At 57.2% G+C, this 14,479-nt stretch carries 18 protein-coding genes and 2 tRNA genes; 10 read left to right on the forward strand and 10 right to left on the reverse strand.

Features of this window, described 5'->3' with window-relative positions; translation table 11 throughout:
• Positions 1-174 precede the first annotated feature (174 nt).
• From ptsP to GG681_RS18065, 5 genes are all read left to right on the forward strand, one after another.
• Complete coding sequence (ptsP, locus tag GG681_RS12240) at positions 175-2,415, forward strand: phosphoenolpyruvate--protein phosphotransferase (RefSeq protein ID WP_153548286.1); 2,241 nt, start codon at positions 175-177, stop codon at positions 2,413-2,415.
• 79 nt (positions 2,416-2,494) lie between these two features.
• On the forward strand, positions 2,495-3,016 hold the full coding sequence (locus GG681_RS12245) for a glutathione peroxidase (protein ID WP_153548287.1): 522 nt from the start codon (positions 2,495-2,497) through the stop codon (positions 3,014-3,016).
• A complete protein-coding gene (locus tag GG681_RS12250) occupies positions 3,013-3,408 on the forward strand; it encodes a thiol-disulfide oxidoreductase DCC family protein (protein WP_153548288.1) in 396 nt (131 codons plus the stop codon). The genes GG681_RS12245 and GG681_RS12250 overlap by 4 nt, the downstream gene beginning before the upstream one ends.
• A gap of 72 nt (positions 3,409-3,480) precedes the next feature.
• Entirely contained in the window at positions 3,481-4,137 is a 657-nt protein-coding gene (locus GG681_RS12255) for an SDR family NAD(P)-dependent oxidoreductase (protein WP_153548289.1), read from the forward strand.
• Positions 4,106-4,501 (forward strand): hypothetical protein, encoded by a 396-nt coding sequence (locus GG681_RS18065; RefSeq protein ID WP_153548290.1) that lies wholly within the window; start codon positions 4,106-4,108, stop codon positions 4,499-4,501. Before GG681_RS12255 ends, GG681_RS18065 begins: the two co-directional genes overlap by 32 nt.
• Before the next feature lie 142 nt (positions 4,502-4,643).
• Here GG681_RS18065 and GG681_RS12265 read toward each other — a convergent pair.
• Positions 4,644-4,727 (reverse strand) — tRNA-Tyr (locus tag GG681_RS12265).
• Positions 4,728-4,846: 119 nt separating this feature from the next.
• Here GG681_RS12265 and rlmB point away from each other — a divergent pair.
• From rlmB to GG681_RS12280, 3 genes are all read left to right on the forward strand, one after another.
• Entirely contained in the window at positions 4,847-5,623 is a 777-nt protein-coding gene (gene rlmB / locus GG681_RS12270) for a 23S rRNA (guanosine(2251)-2'-O)-methyltransferase RlmB (protein ID WP_153548291.1), read from the forward strand.
• Between the two features lie 202 nt (positions 5,624-5,825).
• On the forward strand, positions 5,826-6,287 hold the full coding sequence (locus GG681_RS12275; RefSeq protein WP_153548292.1) for a YHS domain-containing (seleno)protein: 462 nt from the start codon (positions 5,826-5,828) through the stop codon (positions 6,285-6,287).
• A gap of 214 nt (positions 6,288-6,501) precedes the next feature.
• Positions 6,502-6,927, forward strand: a complete 426-nt coding sequence (locus tag GG681_RS12280) for a CoA-binding protein (protein WP_153548293.1) — start codon at positions 6,502-6,504, stop codon at positions 6,925-6,927.
• Positions 6,928-6,973: 46 nt separating this feature from the next.
• On the opposite strand, the gene GG681_RS12285 is transcribed toward GG681_RS12280, so the two are convergent.
• On the reverse strand, positions 6,974-7,291 hold the full coding sequence (locus tag GG681_RS12285) for a phosphoribosyl-ATP diphosphatase (RefSeq protein WP_153548294.1): 318 nt from the start codon (positions 7,289-7,291) through the stop codon (positions 6,974-6,976).
• Positions 7,288-8,058 (reverse strand): imidazole glycerol phosphate synthase subunit HisF, encoded by a 771-nt coding sequence (hisF, locus tag GG681_RS12290; protein WP_153548295.1) that lies wholly within the window; start codon positions 8,056-8,058, stop codon positions 7,288-7,290. The genes GG681_RS12285 and hisF overlap by 4 nt, the downstream gene beginning before the upstream one ends.
• 104 nt (positions 8,059-8,162) lie before the next feature.
• Here hisF and GG681_RS12295 point away from each other — a divergent pair, with 104 nt between their 5' ends.
• Complete coding sequence (locus tag GG681_RS12295; RefSeq protein WP_153548296.1) at positions 8,163-8,615, forward strand: DUF302 domain-containing protein; 453 nt, start codon at positions 8,163-8,165, stop codon at positions 8,613-8,615.
• 71 nt (positions 8,616-8,686) lie between these two features.
• On the opposite strand, the gene hisA is transcribed toward GG681_RS12295, so the two are convergent.
• The 3 genes from hisA to GG681_RS12310 all read right to left on the reverse strand — a co-directional run bounded on the left by hisA (position 8,687) and on the right by GG681_RS12310 (position 10,411).
• Complete coding sequence (gene hisA, locus GG681_RS12300; protein WP_153548297.1) at positions 8,687-9,409, reverse strand: 1-(5-phosphoribosyl)-5-[(5-phosphoribosylamino)methylideneamino]imidazole-4-carboxamide isomerase; 723 nt, start codon at positions 9,407-9,409, stop codon at positions 8,687-8,689.
• Between the two features lie 69 nt (positions 9,410-9,478).
• Positions 9,479-9,730: a WGR domain-containing protein gene (locus GG681_RS12305; RefSeq protein WP_153548298.1), complete on the reverse strand. Its 252-nt coding sequence runs from the start codon at positions 9,728-9,730 to the stop codon at positions 9,479-9,481.
• Between the two features lie 144 nt (positions 9,731-9,874).
• Complete coding sequence (locus tag GG681_RS12310; protein WP_153548299.1) at positions 9,875-10,411, reverse strand: peroxiredoxin-like family protein; 537 nt, start codon at positions 10,409-10,411, stop codon at positions 9,875-9,877.
• Between the two features lie 90 nt (positions 10,412-10,501).
• Between GG681_RS12310 and GG681_RS12315 the strand changes: the two genes are divergently transcribed.
• The gene (locus tag GG681_RS12315; protein WP_153548300.1) at positions 10,502-11,230 is read left to right on the forward strand and encodes a helix-turn-helix domain-containing protein; all 729 of its coding nucleotides are present in this window, start codon (positions 10,502-10,504) and stop codon (positions 11,228-11,230) included.
• On the opposite strand, the gene hisH is transcribed toward GG681_RS12315, so the two are convergent.
• The 4 genes from hisH to GG681_RS12335 all read right to left on the reverse strand — a co-directional run bounded on the left by hisH (position 11,231) and on the right by GG681_RS12335 (position 14,477).
• Complete coding sequence (hisH, locus tag GG681_RS12320; RefSeq protein WP_153548301.1) at positions 11,231-11,869, reverse strand: imidazole glycerol phosphate synthase subunit HisH; 639 nt, start codon at positions 11,867-11,869, stop codon at positions 11,231-11,233.
• On the reverse strand, positions 11,869-12,456 hold the full coding sequence (gene hisB / locus GG681_RS12325) for an imidazoleglycerol-phosphate dehydratase HisB (protein WP_153548302.1): 588 nt from the start codon (positions 12,454-12,456) through the stop codon (positions 11,869-11,871). The genes hisH and hisB overlap by 1 nt, the downstream gene beginning before the upstream one ends.
• Before the next feature lie 437 nt (positions 12,457-12,893).
• Positions 12,894-14,246 carry an aminotransferase gene (locus GG681_RS12330; protein ID WP_153548303.1) on the reverse strand — a complete coding sequence of 451 codons (1,353 nt, stop codon included), beginning with the start codon at positions 14,244-14,246 and terminating at the stop codon, positions 12,894-12,896.
• Positions 14,247-14,402: 156 nt separating this feature from the next.
• Positions 14,403-14,477: transfer RNA gene (locus GG681_RS12335), tRNA-Gly, on the reverse strand.
• Positions 14,478-14,479 lie beyond the last annotated feature (2 nt).

Consider the following 14,479-nt stretch of genomic DNA (forward strand, 5'->3'; position numbering starts at 1 on the left):
TTGCTTGCATCCGGCGGCACGCACTCGCACATTACCGCGAGTTCAGCGTGTTCTGGTGGAGGCCTTGGGGAATGCGTTGATTGGAGGGGGCTTAGATTGCAACGATGCTTTCCAAAGTCACATGACCATTATGATAATGGGCTGTTGAATACGTGAGTCCTGGAAAGGGTCAGAATGTCCGAGACAACTGAAACCGAAAGCCGCAGGCTGCTTGGCCGTCTGCGCGAGGCGCTAGCTGGTCACGATGCCGGTCAGGCCCGTCTGGACAGTATCACCCATCTGATCGCGGATAGTATGGGCTCGCAGGTGTGCTCGATCTACCTGTTCCGCGATGCTGAAACGCTTGAGCTTTGCGCCACCGAGGGGCTTAACCCCGAATCCGTTCATGAAAGCCGCCTGCGCATCGGTGAAGGTCTGGTGGGCCGCGTCGCCAAAACCGGCAAAGTGGTTAATACCGCCGATGCGCCCAATGCGCCCGGTTTCCGCTATATGCCTGAAACGGGCGAGGAACGGTATTCTTCCTTCCTTGGGGTGCCAGTGCAGCGCCTGGGTGAGATGCTGGGCGTGCTGGTGGTGCAATCCAAAGAGGCGCGTGAATTCTCGTCTGATGCGGTCTACGCGCTCGAAGTGGTTGCTATGGTGCTGGCCGAAATGACCGAGCTTGGCGCCTTTGTCGGTGAGGGCGCGGCGCTTTCGCCGCTGCACCAGAATCCGGTACTGTTCAAAGGGGTTGTGGCCCAGGAAGGTGTGGCCGAAGGCCATGTCTGGCTGCATGAGCCCCGCGTGGTGGTGACAAACCCGATTGCCGATGATCCCCATCGCGAAAGCGAGCGTCTGAATGAGGCCGTCGACACCCTGCGGGTGAGCGTCGATGAAATGCTGGAAATGTCGAAAAACGGCGACAAGGAACAGCTGCAGGTGCTTGAGGCGTATCGCATGTTTGCCAATTCCAAAGGCTGGATGCGGCGCATGGAGGAAGATATTGCCCGCGGTCTCAGTGCCGAAGCGGCGGTCGAAAAAGAGCAATCTCTGGCCCGTGCCCGTATGGGGCAAGTGCAGGATTCGTATCTGCGCGAACGGCTCAGCGATCTGGATGATCTCTCCAACCGTCTGCTGCGGATCTTGACCGGGCAGGGCAAGGAAACCGGCGCTGAAATGCCAGCCGATCCCATTCTGGTTGCGCGCAATATTGGCCCCGGTGAGCTGCTTGAATATGGTCGCGGCCTAAAGGGCATCGTGCTTGAAGAGGGGGCGGTTAGCTCTCATGCGGCCATTGTTGCCCGTGCGCTGGCGATCCCGCTGGTGGTTCAAACCAAACGCATGACCACTGAGGCGCTCAACGGCGATTATGTGGTTGTGGACGGCGAAGTGGGGCAGGTCCACCTGCGCCCCGATGACAGCGTGCGCAGCGCGCTGCGTGATAAGATGGCGATGCGGGCCAAGGCGCAGGAACGCTATGCCTCGATCCGCAACAGCCCAGCGGTCACCCGCGACGGGCAGCGCGTGCGTATGGTGATGAATGCGGGTCTGATGGCTGATCTGCCCTCGCTCGAAAGCTCGGGGGCCGAAGGGGTTGGGCTGTTTCGAACCGAGCTGCAGTTCCTTGCGCGCAGCAAAATGCCAAGACGCGGCGATCTGGTGACGCAATATAAATGTGTGCTGGATGCGGCCAAAGGCAAGCGCGTGGTGTTTCGCACCCTTGATATCGGCTCTGACAAAGTGCTGCCCTATATGACGCCCACCGATGAGCCAAACCCGGCAATGGGCTGGCGCGCGCTGCGGGTTGGCTTGGATAAGCCCGGTATGATGCGGATGCAGCTGCAGGCAATGATGCGCGCAGCAGAGGGCCGGGAGCTGTCGATCATGTTCCCCTTTGTCGCCCAGGCGGATGAATTCCGCATGGCACGTGCTGAGATCGACAAAACCGTTGAGCGTGAACGCAGGCTGGGCCATCTACTGCCTGCACGCATTGATGTGGGGGCGATGCTGGAAACGCCATCGCTGGCCTTTGCGCCGCAGAAATTCTTTGACGAGGTGGATTTCATCTCAATTGGTGGCAATGATCTAAAGCAGTTCTTCTTTGCCGCTGATCGCGAGAATGAGCGCGTGCGCAACCGGTTTGATACGCTCAATGTGAGTTTTCTCAGCTTTATTGAACGCATCGTAGAGCGTTGCGACATCTCCAGCACCCCGCTGAGCTTTTGTGGCGAAGATGCGGGTCGTCCGGTTGAAGCTGTCTGTTTTGCGGCGATGGGTATGCGCAGCCTGTCAATGCGCCCGGCCTCAATTGGTCCGGTGAAATCCATGCTGATGAAGGTCGACCTGGATGAGCTGCGCTCAATCATCGCTGGTGCGCGTCACCGTGGGGTGCAATCGGTGCGCCCGGCTGTGACTGACTATATCCGCGATCTATAATCCGCTAAAGGCATAATATCTGCGGCTATACTGATCCCAAATGGCACCTCCGCCGTATCCCAATACAGGAGGTGCCATTATGTTGCGGATTGTTTTGATGCTGATGTTACTGGGAGGTGCGCTGCCAGCGCATGCACTTGATCTGGATGCGCCCTTTGAGGCGATCGAAGGTGGCGAACTGTCGTTGTCGCAATGGCGTGGTCAGCCGGTTTTACTGGTCAATACCGCCTCGCGCTGTGGCTTTACGGGTCAGTATGAAGGGCTGCAGGCGCTGTATGACAGCTACCGCGACCAGGGGCTGGTGGTGCTGGCGGTGCCTTCAGGGGATTTCCGTCAGGAACTGACAAGCGACGCCGAGGTCAAGCAGTTCTGCGACACGCAGTTTGGCCTCGATATCCCGATGACCACCATCACCTCGGTCAAAGGCGACGCTGCACATCCGGTTTATAAAACCCTGAAGGCTGAGGCTGGCTTTGTGCCGCGCTGGAATTTCTACAAAGTGCTGATCGCGCCAGATGGCACCGTTGCAGCGACCTATGGTTCGATGGTCAAGCCCGGTTCCGCCAAGATCCGCCGCGATATAGAAGCGCTGCTGAAATGAGCACAGCCGAAGGTGATCCTGTGACCGTGTTTTATGATGGCGCATGCCCGCTTTGTCAGGCCGAGATCGCACATTACAAAAAACGCGATCGCGATGGGCGGCTCCACTTGGTTGACGTGTCCGATCAAAGCTTTGCCGGGGATGCCAGATTGTCGCGGGCTGAGGCCAGCTCCCGTTTTCACATTCGCACCGCCGCCGGGCAGCAGTTTTCGGGCGCACGCGCGTTTGTTGAAGTATGGCGCGCGATTCCAGCCTGGCGCTGGCTGGCAAAGTTGGCGCGTGTTCCGGGTGTGATTGCCCTGATGGAGCGGCTCTACCGCCTGTTTCTGCGCGTCCGCCCACATATGGTTCGGGTCTTTACCTGGCTCACGCGCACGGGCAGACATGGCTGATTAGGGCACCGTGTTTGGGCGCGCGTCACAGTTTTTAGACAGCCGCATGCAATTGAATGAAAGCAGGTGAAGATGAACACATTGGTGATTGGTGCATCTGGTGGAATCGGCAGCGCCCTGGTGCAGGCCCTGCGGGCACGTGGTGATACGGTGACAGCGCTGTCGCGCGCAGAGGATGGATTTGACATCACAGACGAAGATAACATTCAAACGCAGCTGTCGCGGTTTGATGCGCCCTTTGATCTGGTGATCGTGGCCACAGGCATCCTTGCCGCTGAGGCGGGGCCCGAAAAGACCATCCGCAATCTCACGGCCGCAGAAATGCAGCATCTTTTTGCGGTAAACACCATTGGCCCCGCTTTGGTGTTGAAACACCTGCGCCCGCTGCTGCCCCGTAAAACCGCCGCCAAAGTCGCCGTGCTGTCAGCGCGGGTGGGCTCGATTGGTGATAATACGCTTGGGGGGTGGTATTCGTACCGTGCGTCCAAGGCGGCGCTCAATCAGGTGATAAAAACCGCCGCAATTGAGCTGGCGCGCACCCACAAACATCTGACCTGCGTTGCGTTGCATCCGGGCACCGTCGCCACACAGTTCAGCAGCGCATACCTCTGCCATAAAAACGTGCCTCCCGCAAAGGCCGCGGGCAATCTGCTGGGTGTCATTGATGGCCTGACCCCCAATGACAGCGGCGCATTCTATGACTGGGCCGCAAAGCCCGTGCCATGGTAGCGCTGGTGGCCAGTGCCTGTCAGGCGGATCCCGGTTGCGATGTGGTCTTGGTGGCCGCTGTGCGGGGCTGACTGTAGCGCGTGCGACTGTGTTGGATCCCGGCGAATACCGTCTGTCAGCGCGCCGCGATCACGCCTATGCCCACCATATCCAGCGCCTGATGATGACCGGAAATTTTGCCCCGCTGGCGGGGGAGGGTGCCAGCTCGTTCAATTCGCTCTATTGGGATTTTACGCAGCGAAATCGTAAAAGCCTGGGGGCAAGTCCGCGTCTTGGCCATCTGTATCGCACTTGGGATCGTATGAGTGCCGACACACAAAATGACTATCTCGAAAGTGCGCAAAATTTTTTGTCCACGCTTTAACCCAATTGCGCGAAACGGGACCAAACAGAGCCATCCACACAATAGGCGTGCAGCGCGCGTCACGATCTGTGCGGGTCTATATTGCATGAAGTCTTTTGAAACCAAACCACTAACTCGATCTCTTGAACTCAGAGAGAGTTAGTGGTGGGCGACCCTGGAATCGAACCAGGCGTGCGTCTCCGCGAGGGAGTTACAGTCCCCTGCCACACCTTGCGGCCTGTCGCCCACTGTCAGGTGAGTGTTGCACCTAACGTGGAGGCGTGATTAATACCGCTACCTGCGGGCGTCAACACGAAAAGCACCAAAAAACGTGCTGACCTCAAAATTTTTAAGGCGGAGACCAAAATGTCTAAAAAACCCAAGTGGGTCGTGGAAAAAGAACAGGCCAAAAAGGCGGCAGCGGCTGAAACGGTTTGGCTGTTTGGTCTGCATGCGGTGCGTGATGCGCTGATGAACCCAAAGCGCGAAAAACTGCACCTGATGGTGACGATGAATGCACGCGATAAACTGGCCGATGCCATCGCTGCCAGCGGCATGGAGCCCGAAGTGGTCGACCCGCGCAAATTCAAAGCGCCGATCGATCCCAATTCCGTCCATCAGGGCGCTGTGCTTGAAGTGAAGCCTCTGAACTGGGGCGGGTTGGTTGAAAACTGCATCGGAGCAGAGGCCCCACGGGTGGTTCTGCTTGATCGGGTGACAGATCCACACAATGTGGGCGCGATCCTGCGCTCGGCCGAAGTGCTGGGCGCCAGTGCTGTTATTGGCACCCGTCACCATTCTGCGCCTGAAACCGGCGCCTTGGCCAAAACCGCCAGCGGTGCACTGGAACGTCAGCCCTATCTGCGTATGCGCAACCTCGCGGACGCCATCATCGAGCTGCAATCGATGGGCTATTACGTGCTTGGTCTTGATGGCGAAGCCGAAGAGACCATCGAAAGCGCGGTTGAAGGGCGCAGCGGCGATCCCATCGCGCTGGTCTTTGGTGCCGAAGGGCCGGGATTGCGGCAAAAAACCAAGGAAACCGTGGATAAGCTGGTTAAAATCGACGCGGCAGGCGGCTTTGGCTCGTTGAATGTTTCAAACGCTGCGGCGGTTGCGCTTTATGCGTCACGGCGTGGGTGATTAATCGGGGAGAGGTGCAGTCATAGCGTGATATTTATCCGTACAAATTGGCGCTAAATGCGCGATGGATATAAATTCACGTTACTTTTGTGCTCTATGTGCCTCTCCACGATCACATCCTCGCGATACCCCGTTGATTGCATTCACAACTTCAGCACATTGGTATTCCGGTTCTGAGTTTGCCGCACAAAGGTATGTTTAAATGCGACGCTGGAAATTTCTTATGGTTGCAACTGCGCTGGCCCTGACGCCAGCCCTGGCTGCCGCTAAGCCACGGCCATTGTCTCACCCCATTTTCTATCAGGAAATGGGCTATGCGATGGGCGGCTATGATCCAGTGTCTTATTTCCGTGCCGATCAGCCGTTGCGCGGCGATGTGTCTTACTCGGTGATGTGGAAAGGGGTGACCTGGCTGTTTGCCTCTCAGGCGCATCAGTTGCTGTTTGAAGCCAATCCACGCGCCTATGCGCCGCGTTTTGGCGGCTACTGCTCATATGGGGTGTCGGTGGGCTATCTGGTTTCGGGTGATCCCACCGCATTTGAGATTCGCGACGGGGTGCTTTACATGCTCCACAGCCCGGAAGTGCAGGCGCGCTGGGAAAAAAATCGTGCCCAGCACATGCAGGCCGCGCAAGAGCATTGGCCCGAACTGCTGCGGGAATAAAACGTTACCTCATCACAAAATCGCGATTGTGGCTTTAAAAACCCAAGCGAAATCCCATCTTTAGAGTAGATCCGCTGGACTGGAACCCCCGTGGATCCTTAACTGTCCCTCGTTCCGTACTCAGCGCCCAGGGTCTGACATATGGCGACATATGTTGACTGGGCGCGTTTTTCTTGCAGGATGCATATGAAAAATGGAATGAAAGGCGGGCAGTATGACCACAGACACCGATATCAAACAGGCGCTTGAAGGCAGCCGGGTGATTGCACTGGTGGGGGCGTCGCTCAAAGAGGACCGTGCCAGCAACTATGTTGGCCGTTATCTGGTCGACAAAGGCTATCGGGTGATCCCGGTTAATCCCGGCCACGCGGGCAAGCCCTTGTTTGGCGAAGAGATTCGCGCAAGCCTCAGCGATATCGATGTGCCGGTTGATATGATTGATATCTTCCGCCGCGCGGATGCGGTGCCCGCAATCGTTGACGAGGCGCTGGATACCTTTCCCGAGCTGCAGACCATCTGGATGCAGCTGGGCATCACCCACGAAGAGGCCGCAGAAAAAGCCCGTGCACGCGGTGTTCGCGTGATTGAGGATCGCTGCCCCAAAATCGAATACCCCCGCCTGATTGATCAGGTGGCATAGGCGCGGTCTCGCTGGGGCAGGGATTGCCGTTGGATCAGATTTCAGATCAGCCTTTGGGACGGGCGGCCTTCTCGGCAATGCCGCTCAGCCCTTGGCGTTCAGCCAGAACCTGCAACACATCATCCAGCGCCACATCCCGCGCCGCCAGCATCACCAGGAAATGATACAGCACATCCGCGCCTTCAGATGCGAGCTTGTCTTTGTCATCCTTGATGGCTTCGATAATGGCCTCAATGGCTTCTTCGCCAAATTTCTCGGCGCATTTCTCGGGGCCTTTGGCCAAGAGTTTCGCGGTCCAGCTGCTGTCGGGATCGGCAGATTTACGCGACAGTATGGTTTGTTCAAGATCGTGCAGCAGGCTCATGATCTGGCCTCCAGACGCATCGGAATGCCTGCGGCCTGCATGTGCTCTTTGGCTTCCTGAATGGTGTATTCGCCAAAGTGGAAGATCGACGCTGCCAGCACCGCCGAAGCACCACCCTGGGTGACGCCTTCCACCAGATGATCCAGATTTCCCACACCGCCTGAGGCAATCACCGGCACATTGACCGCATCAGAAATTGCCTTGGTCAGCGGCAGGTTAAAGCCCGCTTTGGTGCCATCGCGATCCATCGAGGTCAGCAGGATTTCACCCGCGCCTTTTGACGCAACCAGTCGCGCAAATTCTACCGCATCAATGCCAGTTTCCTTGCGCCCGCCATGGGTGAAAATCTCCCATTTGCCGGGGGAGACGGTTTTGGCATCAATCGCGCAGACAATGCACTGGCTGCCAAACTGATCGGCGCTTTCAGCAATCACATCCGGGTTGGCCACGGCGGCCGAATTGAACGACACTTTATCTGCGCCCGCCAGCAAGAGTGCGCGCACATCATCCTTGGTGCGCACCCCGCCACCCACGGTCAGCGGTACAAAACACTGTTCTGCGGTGCGCTGCACCACATCAAACATGGTGCCGCGGTTTTCATGGGTTGCGTGAATGTCGAGAAAACAGATCTCATCCGCGCCCGCCGCATCATAGGCTTTGGCGCTTTCCACCGGGTCGCCCGCGTCGCGCAGGCCAACAAAATTCACGCCTTTGACCACGCGGCCATCAGCAACATCGAGACAGGGGATAATCCGGGTCTTGAGCATATTTTCGTGATCCTGTGCCTTTTCAGGATGCTTCTAGGGGGTTGCGGTTTAAAACACCAGTGCGCAGTGCGTTTTGGCTGCGGCGTTCAATCGGAGTATTAGAGATGAATAAATTGGGAGCTGCCGTGGTGGGAGCGATTGTCATGCCTGCTTTGGTTCAGGCCGGAGAGATTGCGCAGGTGAAATCGGCGCATGATGTGCCAACAACCATGAATGCGCTGGAAGCGGCAGTGAACGGTGCGGGCGCAACCGTATTTGCCCGCGTAAACCACGCGGGTGGTGCCGAAAAGGTGGGCCTTGAGCTGGCACCATCAGAAGTGCTGATTTTTGGCAATCCAAAGCTTGGCACCCCTGCGATGCAAGATGATGCGCTGGCTGGTCTGTTTTTGCCGCTGAAAGTGCTGGTCTATGCCGATGACGCGGGTGATGTCTGGCTGTCTTATGAAGACCCAAAGGCCATGCTGGGTAAGCTGGACGGCGTGTCAAACGAGGCGGAATACCTCGCCAAAATGGCAGGCGCATTGGGCAAGCTGACCGCCAAGGCGGCGGGCGAATAATCCACCGATGATGCGCAATAAAAAAGGCGGTGCAGGGCGCACCGCCTTTTGTGTTTTGACGCTGGGCTGGATCAGCCTTTCAGCACGTTCAGGGCCTCAGCAAGATCAATCGCGCCATCATAGAGTGCACGGCCCGAGATCGCACCATTCAGCGCTGCGCCACAGGATTTCAGTGCGCGCAGATCATCCAACGATGAAACCCCACCCGAAGCAATCACCGGGATGGAAACCGCATTGGCCAGATCCGCAGTGGCCTGCACATTGGGGCCTTTCATTGCGCCATCGCGCATGATGTCGGTGTAGATGATCGCGGCAACACCTGCATCTTCAAAGGATTTTGCCAGGTCAGTCACCATAACATCGGTTTCTTCGGCCCAGCCTTTGGTCGCCACTTTGCCGTTGCGCGCATCAATACCGACGGCCACTTTGCCGGGGAACTCACGCGCGGCTTCGCGCACCAGATCGGGGTTTTCCACCGCAACCGTGCCCAGGATCACCCGTGCAAGGCCCTTGTCGATCCAGTTTTCAATGGTTTTCATGTCGCGAATGCCACCGCCAAGCTGGGCGGGCACTTTGGTCTGTTTCAAGATCTCTTCCACCGGCGCGGCGTTCACCGGCTCTCCGGCAAAGGCCCCGTTCAGATCCACCAGATGCAGCCAGTCACAGCCCGCTTTGACAAACTCCAGCGCCTGTGCGGCGGGGTTGTCGTTGAATACGGTGGTTTTATCCATATCGCCGTGCAGCAGGCGCACGGCCTGGCCGTCTTTAAGGTCGATGGCTGGGTAAAGGATCATAAGAGCAGCGCCTTTGTCATGTCAGAAGGTGGGGCTCTTTTGCACCGCGTGCGCTGCAATTGCAAATGCTCAAAACAGGCCGAGTTGCACCGGAATAGGCACAAAGCCGCGTTTGATCTGGCGGGCGCGGTTTTCTTCGGCCAGCGCCAGCGCCTCATTGTAGTCGCTGAAATAGCTGCGCCGGATGGTGCCGCCCGCGTCCCCCAATGGACCACTGGCCAGTTCCACGCACCATTCCCCCAATAGGGTCTGGCTCAGGCTCAGCACGCAATAGCGATGCTGTCCTTCTACATGGTCAAACTTTTCCAGACGAACAAACATGGGCGCGTGTTCAGGGCTCTAGGTGGTGAAAACGTTTGGCACCTTTGCCTGATTGTGCTGGTCCTGTCCATATTTGCGCGCGTTTTGTGATGGGCGGTGGCACAGGCAGCACAGCGCGCGCCGCACCGGCGCGCGCAAAAGGGGTCAGACCGCGCCGGTATATTCACCGCGCGCCGGGTAGTTGTTGGGGATGGTGAAGTCCAGCGCTGCCACCAGCTCGCGGAAATGCGGGCGTACAAAGGGCATGGTCTGCACCGCGCCGTAATACAGCGTCTGCTCGGATGTCACCAGAAACAGGCCGGGTTCGGAAAACAGCGCAGGCTCTTCGATCCCGATTGAGGTCTTGCCGCGCCCTTCAGAAGTATAAAGCCCCCATTCGCGCGCCACATCCAGCGACAGATCATACCCAAAACGCAGCTTCTCGGCGCCGACGCTTTCGACCATCTGCTGGGTGCGCTCTTTGCCGTCGGAGCTTATCGCAATCGCGTCAAATCCACGTTCCGCAAAGGCATCCACCTGCTTTTCGAACTCTTTCAGGTAATTGGCACACAAGGGGCAGTGCAGACCGCGGTAAAAACACACCACTGTGCCGCGCTCAGCGGTCTCATTGCTCAGATCGAAATCACCATGGCTTAGGGTGGGGAGTTTCAGATCAGGGGTCTTCTGGCGTGGGATCAGCATATCAATGCTCCATCTGGGTTTGGGTTGATTCAGAAGGTCACACATTTTAAAGAAAGAAAAATCCGAAAAACCTGACCGGAACACCTGATCATGGATCGACTTACCACTTTGATGACCCAATTCCAGCTCTCAGTCTCCACGGCGGATGCGGCGCAGGGCAATCTGGTGGCGCTGGGGGATGAAACCGCACGCGCGGTCGCGTTGAAGTATTTCACCAAGGGCTGCGCGCGCCCGGCGTCAAATGTGCTTTGGGCGGGGGCGGTAGAATGGTCGGCTGAGGTCAATCCATTCCTTGCGGCGCTGCCGGATGTGGTGACCTATGACATTCGTGAAAACCTTGAGGCGCAGGGCATCGTGTCGCTGATTGTGTCTGAGGTGGCCGCGCGCCGTTGTGGGGCGCAATCGGTGGTGAACCGTCTGGCCGAAGTGCTGATTGTGCGCCTTTTGCGCGATCAGATGCAGCGCGGCGCTACCACGGCCGGGCTGTTGGCCGGGCTCGCCGATCCACGCATCAGTCGCGCGGTGGTGGCGATCCATGATCGGCCGGGTGTGAGTTGGAGCAATGCGAGCCTTGCCGCAGAAGCCGGGCTGTCGCTGTCGCGCTTTGCTGAGCTTTTTGCCCAGAAGGTTGGCGAAACCCCGATGGGCTATCTGCGCCGGTGGCGGCTTATTCTAGCAGAGCGGGATCTGAAGCGCGGCGCGCGTGTGGATGCGGTGGCGCGGCGCTATGCCTATGCCTCGGGGGAGGCGTTTTCGCGGGCGTTTCGCAAATTTTACGGCGTCTCCCCCATGGCGGTGCGCAAGGGGGAGGCACTTTGATCAGGGTTTCCAGGTCAGGAAGTTGCCAATCATGCGCAAACCCACATCCTGGCTTTTTTCCGGGTGAAACTGCATGCCAAGCATGGTGTCACGGCCAATCACAGCCGTCACATCACCGGCGTAATCCACATGGGCCAGACGTTCGGCCGGATCGTTCACACGGAAATGGTAGGAATGCACGAAATAGACGTGATCACCCGCAGTGATGCCATCAAACACCGCGTGATCGTGATTGATCACCAGCTCATTCCAGCCCATATGCGGCACTTTCAGCGCAGCGTCTTTCGGGGTGATTTTTACCACATCACCGCCGACCCAGTTCAGACCATCAGTGTCTTTATATTCATGGCCGGTGGTGGCCATCAGCTGCATGCCGACGCAGATCCCCAGAAACGGGCGGCCCTTTTGTTCAACGGCTTCAACCATTGCATCATAGATGCCCTTATGGCCGCGCAGTTCTGTGGCGCAGGCGGGAAAGGCACCATCACCGGGCAGCACCAGACGATCGGCGCGCGCCACAACATCAGCGTCAGAGGTGACAACAACTTCACCCGCATCCAGTTCACGCGCCATGCGCTGAAAGGCTTTTTCGGCGGAATGCAGATTGCCGCTTTCGTAGTCGATAATCGCGGTGAGCATCACAGCGCCCCTTTGGTGGATGGGATCGCATCCGCCTTGCGTGGGTCGGTCTCAACCGCCAGGCGCAAGGCGCGCGCCACGGCTTTGAACGCCGCTTCTACGATGTGGTGGCTGTTGAACCCATGCAGTTGATCGATGTGCAAGGTGATGCCGCCGTGGGTCGAAAACGCCTGAAAGAATTCACGCACAAGCTCGGTGTCAAAGCTGCCGATTTTCTGGGTGGGCAGGTCAACATTCCACACCAGAAACGGGCGCGCTGACAGATCCAGCGCGCAACGTACCTGTGCATCATCCATTGGCAGGTGGCATTCACCATAGCGATTGATGCCTTTTTTATCCCCGAGCGCCTGTGCCAGCGCCTGACCCAGCGCAATGCCGGTGTCTTCCACCGTGTGGTGGTCATCAATGTGGTAATCGCCCTTGGCGCGGATGGTCATATCAATCAGCGAGTGGCGCGCCAGCTGGTCCAGCATATGGTCAAAGAAACCAACGCCGGTTTCATTGTCATACGATCCGCTGCCATCGAGATTGATGTCCACGGTGATCTCTGTCTCGGCCGTATTGCGGCTGATGGTTGCTGTGCGCATGAGGCGATCCTTTAGGTTCTGCGCAGCGCTTATAGGCCGTGTGGCGAAAAGCGCCAAGCCTTGAGATCGCATTCGCTGCAATACGCGCGATTTACGCATCAATTTGAAAAGGTGGTGCGCATAGGGTGTTGATGTGTCTGAAGGGGAGTGAGCACCGTGCGATGCAAAACAATCTAAAACCGAACTACCCAAACTGCATCACACGGTGATCAATAAAAAATCACACACCAGAAACAGCAAACCGAGCGTGCGAAAAAAAACTGCTGCACGCCCGGTCTGTTATAAAACAAGGGAACTCATTACAGTTTTCAAACTAACCTAATTTCACAAGGAATCACGAATAAATGATGAAATTAGTTAATTTGTGAGATCCATATCACAGGTCCTCTTTGCGCCCAGGGGGCACAAAGATGACGCTGTGTCTGCTTTTGTAGCGGTTATTCAGCAATAAGCCCCTGATCGCGCAGGCTTTCATAGGTTTCATCTAGCGCAGATTTTACCCGGTTCACCAAATCGTCCACTTCAGCCTTGGTGATGATCAGCGGTGGGCAAAATGCCAGCGCATTGCCGCCTACCGCCCGCAAGATCACGCCATTTCGTTCGCAGGCCTTTTGTGCGGCCGCGCCCGCCGCGCCTTTTTCAAAGCTTGCTCCGGTGGTTTTATTGGACACAAGTTCAAGCGCGGCGATCAACCCTTTGCCGCGCACTTCGCCCACCAGCGGGTGATCGACGAAGGTGGCGTGTAGCTTCGCCTGCAGGTGGTCGCCCACCTCGGCGGCGTGTTCAAAGATTTTGTCGCGCTCATAGATTTCCAACGTCTTCAGCGCTGCCGCACAGGCGGCAGGGTGGCCGGAATAGGTGTAGCCGTGGCCAAAGACGCCAACCTGATTGGAGGGTTCAATCATTGCCTCATACATCCAGCCGGGGATGACTGCGGCTGAGATCGGAAAATAGGCTGAGCTCAGCTGTTTCGCAAAGGTCATGAGGTCGGGTTTGATCCCCATGGTGGTGCAGCCAAAATCATTGCCGGTGCGGCCAAAGCCACAGATGACCTCATCGGCCCAGACCAGAATGTCATGCTTGCGCAGCAGTGCCTGCAGTTTCTCATAATAACCTTCTGGGGGCACGATCACACCCGAGGCCCCGGTGATGGGTTCCACAATCATTGCAGCAATGGTTGAGGGATCCTCGGCAATGATCTGATCTTCGAGGTTTTTGAGGATGCGATCCACAAACTGCGCCTCGGTCTCATTGCCCTGACGGCCAGTGTAGTAATGTGGCGCATCGGTGCGAAGGATGCTGAGATCTTCGACGGGCGCGTCAAAATACGCGAGGTTTGCAGGCAGCGAGGTCAGCGCTCCGGCTGCCACTGTCACCCCGTGATAGCCGCGTTCGCGGGTGATGATCTTGCGTTTTTCCGGTTTGCCAATGGCGTTGAAATAGTAACGCAGCATTTTGTAATGGGAGTCATTGGCATCCGAGCCTGAGTTGCCAAAGAATATATAAGCATCCTCAACCGGCACCATGGCTTGCAGTTTTTCCGCAAGCTCTGTCAGCGCCGGATGGGTTTTGCCGCCAAAAGAATGGGCAAAGGGCAGGGTGTTGAGCTGCTCAGCAATTGCGGCGCTCAGTTCCTGATTGCTGTAGCCCAGCGATGTACACCAGAGCCCGGCCATGCCTTCTATGAATTTATTGCCCGCGTCATCAAAAACATAGATGCCTTCGCCACGAACCAGATTGAGTTGCTCAATCGCGGCCAAGTTTGTGGTTGGGTATACAACGGGTGCCATGGGGAACTCCTGTGGTCTGTCTGGTCTGTTTTGGGCCGATCAGCTGCGGCAATTTGATCCACATTTCACTGGAAAAACGATCCGGTCAAAGGAAATTTGATCAAAAGCTTGGAGGGGGAATAAAAAAACCGCCAAATTGGCGGTTATTTGACCGAATGGAGCGGGCGAGGCGATTCGAACGCCCGACCCTAACCTTGGCAAGGTTATGCTCTACCCCTGAGCTACGCCCGCTT

Origin of the sequence: Tritonibacter aquimaris, from assembly GCF_009617595.1 — a bacterium.
GTDB classification, from domain to species: Bacteria; Pseudomonadota; Alphaproteobacteria; order Rhodobacterales; family Rhodobacteraceae; genus Epibacterium; species Epibacterium aquimaris.

Coding starts and splice junctions, on each gene's coding strand:
- GG681_RS12330 (WP_153548303.1), bottom strand. CDS start 14,246: ATGGCACCCGTTGTATACCCAACCACAAACTTGGCCGCGATTGAGCAA.
- GG681_RS12295 (WP_153548296.1), top strand. CDS start 8,163: ATGAATAAATTGGGAGCTGCCGTGGTGGGAGCGATTGTCATGCCTGCT.
- GG681_RS12250 (WP_153548288.1), top strand. CDS start 3,013: ATGAGCACAGCCGAAGGTGATCCTGTGACCGTGTTTTATGATGGCGCA.
- rlmB (WP_153548291.1), top strand. CDS start 4,847: ATGTCTAAAAAACCCAAGTGGGTCGTGGAAAAAGAACAGGCCAAAAAG.
- GG681_RS12245 (WP_153548287.1), top strand. CDS start 2,495: ATGTTGCGGATTGTTTTGATGCTGATGTTACTGGGAGGTGCGCTGCCA.
- hisH (WP_153548301.1), bottom strand. CDS start 11,869: ATGCTCACCGCGATTATCGACTACGAAAGCGGCAATCTGCATTCCGCC.
- GG681_RS12280 (WP_153548293.1), top strand. CDS start 6,502: ATGACCACAGACACCGATATCAAACAGGCGCTTGAAGGCAGCCGGGTG.
- GG681_RS12275 (WP_153548292.1), top strand. CDS start 5,826: ATGCGACGCTGGAAATTTCTTATGGTTGCAACTGCGCTGGCCCTGACG.
- hisA (WP_153548297.1), bottom strand. CDS start 9,409: ATGATCCTTTACCCAGCCATCGACCTTAAAGACGGCCAGGCCGTGCGC.
- GG681_RS18065 (WP_153548290.1), top strand. CDS start 4,106: ATGACTGGGCCGCAAAGCCCGTGCCATGGTAGCGCTGGTGGCCAGTGC.
- hisF (WP_153548295.1), bottom strand. CDS start 8,058: ATGCTCAAGACCCGGATTATCCCCTGTCTCGATGTTGCTGATGGCCGC.
- GG681_RS12310 (WP_153548299.1), bottom strand. CDS start 10,411: ATGCTGATCCCACGCCAGAAGACCCCTGATCTGAAACTCCCCACCCTA.
- GG681_RS12285 (WP_153548294.1), bottom strand. CDS start 7,291: ATGAGCCTGCTGCACGATCTTGAACAAACCATACTGTCGCGTAAATCT.
- GG681_RS12315 (WP_153548300.1), top strand. CDS start 10,502: ATGGATCGACTTACCACTTTGATGACCCAATTCCAGCTCTCAGTCTCC.
- hisB (WP_153548302.1), bottom strand. CDS start 12,456: ATGCGCACAGCAACCATCAGCCGCAATACGGCCGAGACAGAGATCACC.
- GG681_RS12305 (WP_153548298.1), bottom strand. CDS start 9,730: ATGTTTGTTCGTCTGGAAAAGTTTGACCATGTAGAAGGACAGCATCGC.
- ptsP (WP_153548286.1), top strand. CDS start 175: ATGTCCGAGACAACTGAAACCGAAAGCCGCAGGCTGCTTGGCCGTCTG.
- GG681_RS12255 (WP_153548289.1), top strand. CDS start 3,481: ATGAACACATTGGTGATTGGTGCATCTGGTGGAATCGGCAGCGCCCTG.